At 67.0% G+C, this 6,377-nt stretch carries 7 protein-coding genes and 1 pseudogene; 7 read left to right on the plus strand and 1 reads right to left on the minus strand.

The window, feature by feature from the left end:
* From Q0W90_RS22125 to Q0W90_RS22155, 7 genes are all read left to right on the plus strand, one after another.
* On the plus strand, positions 1-531 hold a 531-nt coding region (locus tag Q0W90_RS22125), incomplete at its 5' end, for a molybdopterin-dependent oxidoreductase (protein WP_297776627.1).
* Positions 524-1,048 (plus strand): hypothetical protein, encoded by a 525-nt coding sequence (locus Q0W90_RS22130; RefSeq protein WP_297698577.1) that lies wholly within the window; start codon positions 524-526, stop codon positions 1,046-1,048. The genes Q0W90_RS22125 and Q0W90_RS22130, both read left to right, overlap by 8 nt.
* A 72-nt stretch (positions 1,049-1,120) precedes the next feature.
* Entirely contained in the window at positions 1,121-2,734 is a 1,614-nt protein-coding gene (locus tag Q0W90_RS22135) for a class I adenylate-forming enzyme family protein (protein WP_297595992.1), read from the plus strand.
* Positions 2,721-3,494, plus strand: coding sequence for a class II aldolase/adducin family protein (locus Q0W90_RS22140; RefSeq protein ID WP_297595990.1), 774 nt, complete (start codon positions 2,721-2,723; stop codon positions 3,492-3,494). Before Q0W90_RS22135 ends, Q0W90_RS22140 begins: the two co-directional genes overlap by 14 nt.
* 19 nt (positions 3,495-3,513) lie before the next feature.
* Positions 3,514-4,782: an amidohydrolase family protein gene (locus Q0W90_RS22145; RefSeq protein WP_297595987.1), complete on the plus strand. Its 1,269-nt coding sequence runs from the start codon at positions 3,514-3,516 to the stop codon at positions 4,780-4,782.
* 146 nt (positions 4,783-4,928) lie between these two features.
* Positions 4,929-5,399: a MarR family transcriptional regulator gene (locus Q0W90_RS22150; RefSeq protein ID WP_297595985.1), complete on the plus strand. Its 471-nt coding sequence runs from the start codon at positions 4,929-4,931 to the stop codon at positions 5,397-5,399.
* Positions 5,396-6,217, plus strand: a complete 822-nt coding sequence (locus tag Q0W90_RS22155; protein ID WP_297698581.1) for a class I SAM-dependent methyltransferase — start codon at positions 5,396-5,398, stop codon at positions 6,215-6,217. Before Q0W90_RS22150 ends, Q0W90_RS22155 begins: the two co-directional genes overlap by 4 nt.
* A 4-nt stretch (positions 6,218-6,221) precedes the next feature.
* Here Q0W90_RS22155 and Q0W90_RS22160 read toward each other — a convergent pair.
* Positions 6,222-6,377 (minus strand): annotated as a pseudogene (locus Q0W90_RS22160) (nitronate monooxygenase); the annotation flags it as partial.

Raw genomic sequence — 6,377 nt, forward strand, 5'->3', positions numbered from 1 at the left:
TACACCCGGCCCGCCGCCCTGCTGCTGCCACGCGGACGCGGCCGCGGGCACGGGCCCAATGACTTCGAGGTCAACCGGACCGCGGCGGCCGCCGGTATCTCTCCCGAAGGCACCGCCGGCCGGTGGCGACTAAGCGTGAGCGGCGGCCCCCAACCGCTCACCGTGGACCGCGCCGCGCTGCTGGCGATGCCGCAGCACACGGCCGTGTTGCCGATCGCCTGCGTGGAGGGCTGGTCGACCATCCAGACCTGGAGCGGGGTGCGGCTGGCGGATCTGGCCCGCCTGGCGGGCGTGCCCGCACCGGAGTCGGCGCGGGTGTCGTCGCTGGAACGCTCCGGCGCCTTCGCCCGCGCCACCCTGCAGGGCAGCCAGGTGCTGCACCCGGATGCGCTGCTGGCACTTCGGGTCAACGGCACCGACCTGTCCCCGGACCACGGCTTTCCCGCGCGCATCATCGTGCCCGCGTTGCCCGGCGTGCACAACACCAAGTGGGTGGCCGCCATCGCCTTTGTGGGGAGCGCACATGCGTAGTGCGATAGCCGCTTTCGCGAGGCTCTACGGATCCCACCCGCTGCACCTGCTGACGATGCTCACCGGGTTCGCGGTGCTGGGCTACGTGCTGGCCATCGTCAAACCCGTCACCCTCTGGAACGCCGGCGTGTGGTGGCAGTCGATCATCGTCTGGTTCGCCGCGGCCGTCGTGGCCCACGACCTGGTGTTGTTCCCCGTCTACGCGTGCCTCGACCGATTGCTGTCAGGCAGTCGAAAGGCAATGCCGGTGCGCACCCGCCCCCGCGTGCCCGTGCTCAACTACGTCCGGGTGCCGACGCTGGGTGCGGGGCTGACGCTGCTGGTGTTCCTTCCCGGCATCATCGAACAGGGCGCCACCACCTACCGGGCCGCGACCGGTCAGACCCAGGACCCCTTTCTGGGTCGGTGGCTGCTGTTGACGGGCGCGATGTTCGCGGTCAGCGCCGGAATCTATGCCGCCCGTGCGGCCATGGCGCGGCGTCGGGCGCGGGTGGATCACCCCGCGTTTCGGCAATGATGTCGACGTGCGGGCCCGCCATGCCGAATCCCTGACGCCGGAGTCCGCGGTTGGCTTTCCTATCATTTCGGGATGGGCGCCGGTGGGCTGGATACCGGATCCTCCCCGGCATTCTCCGAGGAGGATCCGGCCCGGTTTCGCGCCGCGGGCTGGTGGTGCGATTCGACGCTGTCGGACGCGGTGCGTCGCAACGCCGAACAAGCACCGGACCGTCCCGCCTATATCGACCATGCCAAGACATCGGTGACATGGCGTGAATTCGACCGCGCCGCAACTCGTTTGGCTGAGACGCTGGCCGGTTACGGCGTCGTGCGCCGGGAACGGGTGGCCGTATGGCACGGTGACTGCGCGGCCATCCACGTGCTGTTCGTCGCCATCGAACGGTGCGGGGCGGTGGTCGTCGGTGTCGGCGCGCGGGCCGGCACCCGCGAGGCCGCGGCGATCCTGCGCGGCGCGGGCCCGAAGGTCCTGATCAGCGATGAATCCCGCCGCGGCGCCGCCGCGCAGGTGGCCGACGAACTTGGGCTGCCCGCGCTGCTCCTGAGCCCGACGCTGCACCTGGATGTCGACGCCGAACCCAAGGCGCTCGCAAGCGACGCCCAACTCGGCCCCGACGACGTCTTCCTGATCAACTCCACCTCCGGCACCACCGGGCTACCCAAGTGTGTCGTGCACACCCAGAACCGCTGGCACTACTTCCACCAGAAGGCGGTCGCCAACGGCCTGCTGACGCCCGACGACGTCTTCCTGCCGGTGATACCCACGCCGTTCGGGTTCGGGCTGTGGACCAGCCACACCACGCCGATCTACCTCGGCGCCACCGCGGTGATCCTGGACCGGTTCACCACCAAAGCCACCTGTGAGGCGATCGCCCGGCACAAGGTCAGCGTATTATGCTGTGTCAGCACACAATTGACCATGTTGATGGCAGACCCCGCCAGCCGCGAACACGACCTGAGTTCACTGCGTGTGGTCTACACCGGTGGGGAGGCGCTGCCGTACCGGCCGGCGGCGGAGTTCGAGGAGCTCACCGGCGCCAAGATCCTGCAGTTCTTCGGGTCGAACGAAACGGGGATGCTCAGCGCGACCACCGTCGACGACTCGCGTGAGCGCCGGCTGCGCACCGGGGGTCGCATCATCCCCGAAATGGCGGTCCGGCTGTTCGACGGGGACCGCGACGTCACCGAAACGGGGCGAGGCCAGCCCGCATGCCGAGGTCCGGCGACCAGCCTCGGTTACCTCGGCGGCACCGGCCACGACAAGTTGTTCACCCGCGACGGGTGGATGCGCATGGGCGACATCTGTGACATCGACGCGGACGGCTATCTGCGGGTCACCGGGCGCACCTCCGATTTCATCGTGCGCGGCGGCAAGAACATCAGCGCAAGCCAGGTCGAAGACGCCGTCACCACCCATCCCGCCATCGCGGTGGCGGCCGCGGTCGCCATGCCCGATCCGGTGTTCGGCGAAAAGGTCTGCCTCTACGCCGAACTCACCGACTCCGCCACCATCGACCTTCCCGAGCTCGTCGAACACCTGCTGGGGCTGGGAGTTTCCAAGGAACTGCTGCCCGAGCGACTCATCATTCTCGACGAACTGCCCCGATCGTCGGGCGGAAAGATAGCCAAAGGCCGACTTCGCGAGGATATTGGAGCCAGGATGGAGGCTGGTCATGAACGCTCCTAACGCACGCCGTGGCGGATTGGAAGTCTGGGCGCCGTCGGTGATTCCGCCGATCGGCGTCGAACTCTCCCGTCAGCAGGCGCTTGCCATCGCTTTCCGTCACCTCGCCGGAATCGGGTTCGCCGAGAACATGGCCGGACATATCACCTGGCAGCTCGACGGCCAGACCGACATGCTCGTCAACCCGTGGGGTCTGTGGTGGCAGGAGCTCACGGCCTCCGACATCTGCGTGGTTGACGGTGACGCGCACGTGGTCAGCGGTCGCTGGGACGTCACTCCGGCCATCCACATCCACACCGAACTGCACCGCGTCCGCGACGACGCCCGAGTGGTCATCCACAACCACCCGTACTACGTGTGTGTGCTCGCCGCGCTGGGCAGACTGCCCCAGTTGGTGCACCAAACCGGTTCGCTGTTCCTCGACGACCTGTGCCTGGTCGAGACGTACGACGGCGAAATCGACAGCCCCGGCCGCGCCGCGGATCTCGCGGCCCGCATCGGCGGGGCCAACCTGACCATCCTGGCCAACCACGGCGTCATCGCGACCGGCCGCAACCTCCCCGAAGCCGTCTACCGCGCGGCCTCGATCGAACGGGTATGCAAGCTGGCCTACGACGTCATGCTCACCGGCAAGGAGCCGGTGGCCATGCAGTGGTCGGACATGGCCGGCATGCAGCGCTCGCTGATCGAACGGGCCGCCGACGTGTACTGGGCCGGGGCGGCGCGCATGACCATCAAGGCCGATCCCGATGTGCTGACTTGAGCCACAAGGAGATTGACGCGTGAAATCGATCGACGAGCTGGCCACCGACCTGAGCTTCACCACGGCGAAAACCGGCGCCGAGCGTTCGGTCACCTTGCTGCCGGATCCACCCCGGGCGCCGCGCCGCTACACGGTGATCTCGGTGGACGATCACATCGTCGAACCCCCGGACACCTTCACCGGTCGCCTGCCCCGAAAGTTCGCCGACCGGGCGCCCAAAGTCGTGGACACCGACACCGGGGGACAGACCTGGGTGTATGACGGCCGAGAACTGCCCAACGTCGGCTTCAACGCGGTGGTGGGCCGGCCGGTGGCGGAGTACGGGTTCGAGCCCGTCCGATTCGACGAAATGCGCAGGGGTGCTTGGGATATCCATGAGCGCGTCAAGGATATGGATCTCAACGGGATCTATGCCTCGCTCAACTTCCCCTCGTTCCTCCCGGGCTTCGCCGGGCAACGGCTGCAGCAAGTGACCAGCGACCGCGACCTGGCGCTGGCCTCCGTACGGGCCTGGAACGACTGGCATTTCGATGTCTGGGCGGGCACGTATCCCGACCGCATCATCGGATGCCAATTGCCGTGGCTGCTCGACCCCGAACTCGGCGCCAAGATGATCTACGAGAACGCCGAACGTGGCTTTCACGCGGTGACGTTCAGCGAGAACCCGGCGATGCTGGGGCTGCCGAGCATTCACACCGACCACTGGGATCCGATGATGGCCGCATGCGCCGAGACCGGCACCGTGGTGAACCTGCACATCGGATCGTCGGGGTCGTCGCCGTCCACCACCGCGGACGCGCCACCGGACGTGCAGGGGGTGCTCTTTTTCGCCTATGCCATCTCCGCGGCGGTCGACTGGTTGTATTCGGGACTGCCCAGCAGGTTCCCCGACCTGAAGATCTGCCTGTCCGAAGGCGGTATCGGCTGGGTCGCAGGGCTGCTCGACCGCCTCGACCATATGCTCAGCTATCACGCCATGTACGGCACCTGGCAGGCGCTCGGTGAGCGATTGACCCCCGCGGAGGTGCTGATCCGCAACTTTTGGTTCTGCGCGGTCGAAGACAAGTCGTCGTTCGTGCAGCGGGACCGGATAGGTGTCGACAACATCATGCTCGAAGCCGACTACCCGCATTGCGATTCGACGTGGCCGCACACCCAACAAACCATCCACGAACAAATCGGTGACCTGCCGCCCGACGTCGTCCGTAAATTCAGCTGGGAGAACGCATCCCGCCTGTATCGGCACCCGGTGCCGGTCGAGGTGCAGCGGGACCCCGAGGCGTTCTGACACCGCAATCCGCGAACGGGCGCCGGTCCGCACGGTGAGCGCAGTGCGCACACGCCCCCACGTCGGGCCGTGATCACCCTTCCTCGAACCGCGCCCGCTCCATGTAAGTTACGTTTAGTATGTACTGAACGAACTAGTGGGGGTTTATGTCGCCGGAAGAGGCCGAGTTCGTCGACCGCCTGGGGCTGTTCTTCGAGCTGCTCGGCGCCACCCGCACCATGGGCCGGGTGTACGGGTGGCTGCTGATCTGCGATCCGCCGCAGCAGTCGCTGACCGAGCTGGCCGCCGCGTTATCGGTGAGCAAGGCGTCAATCAGCACTGTCGCCCGGCAGCTGCTGGAGGGTGGCATGGTGGAGCGGTTGCCGAGCCCGAACCGTCAACACCTCTACCGGGTCACGCCGGGCGGGTTCACCAGCGTGCTGGAAACGCAGCTGTCGCTGATGCGGCGGGGGATCGAGCCCGCCGAGTTCGCGCTGTCCGTGTTGGGTGAGGACCGCGCCGAACAGCGGCAGCGCGTCGAGGACTTCCGCGACTTCTGCGAGTTCTGCACGCAGGCCTACCGCGATCAGCTGATGGAAATGTGGACCGAATACCGGGCGAAGAGGAGACAGCCATGACTGCGACGGACAAGGTCGACTTCACCTCGGTTGCCTGGGGCTCGGTGGAATGGACGAACCTCGTCACGCTGTATCTGCGGGCGTGCGAAAGCCGTTCGGAACGGCCGATTCTGGGGGACAGTGCGGCCGCGGAAGCGGTGGACCGGATCGACTATGACTTCAAGCGAATGCACCGGAGTACGATGCCCGCCTCGAACCAATACCTGGTTGCCTTGCGCGCCAAGAAGTTCGACGACTGGTGCGCTGATTTCCTTGCCCGTCATCCCGATACCGTCGTGCTGCATCTGGGTTGCGGCCTCGACGGCAGAGCGTTCCGGCTTGCCGTACCGCCGTCGGTTTCGTGGTTCGATGTCGATCAGCCCAGGGTCATCGGGCTACGGCGACGCCTCTACGACGACACCGAGCGCTACCGGATGATCGGCTCGTCGGTGACCGAGCCGCAGTGGCTGGACGACGTCCCCACCGGGCGTCCCACCCTGGTCGTTGCCGAGGGCCTGCTGATGTACCTGCGTGAGGAGGAGGTTCGGCGGCTGCTGCAGCGTGTGATCGACCGATTCCCCGGCGGCGAAATGCATTTCGATACGCTCTCGGCCCTGGCGCCCCTGCTGTCCAAGGTCTTCACGAGAGGCATCATCGCCTGGGGCATCCGGGATGCGCGCCAGGTTGCGGCCTGGCATCCCCGGCTGCGGTTTCTCGAGCAGACGCCCGCGCTGGCCGGTTACGGGCAGATCCCGTCGGCCGCGGTGCGCTTGATCTACAGGGTGACGTGGGCGATGGGCGGGCGCAATTACGACGTGCTCAACCGCTTCGAATACTGAACTGTCACAGGTCGGACGCCAGCCGACGCAGAATGTCGGTCGCGGGCTCGGCGGTGGCGTGGCGAAAACCGGTGCCCGCCCACAGGTGTACGTAGTCCGGCTTTCCCGCCGCCGCTGCCGCCTTGCGCAGCGGGCTGGTCAGGTGGTGGATGGCGGGATA

This window comes from Mycobacterium sp., assembly GCF_025933915.1.
Taxonomy (GTDB): Bacteria; Actinomycetota; Actinomycetes; order Mycobacteriales; family Mycobacteriaceae; genus Mycobacterium.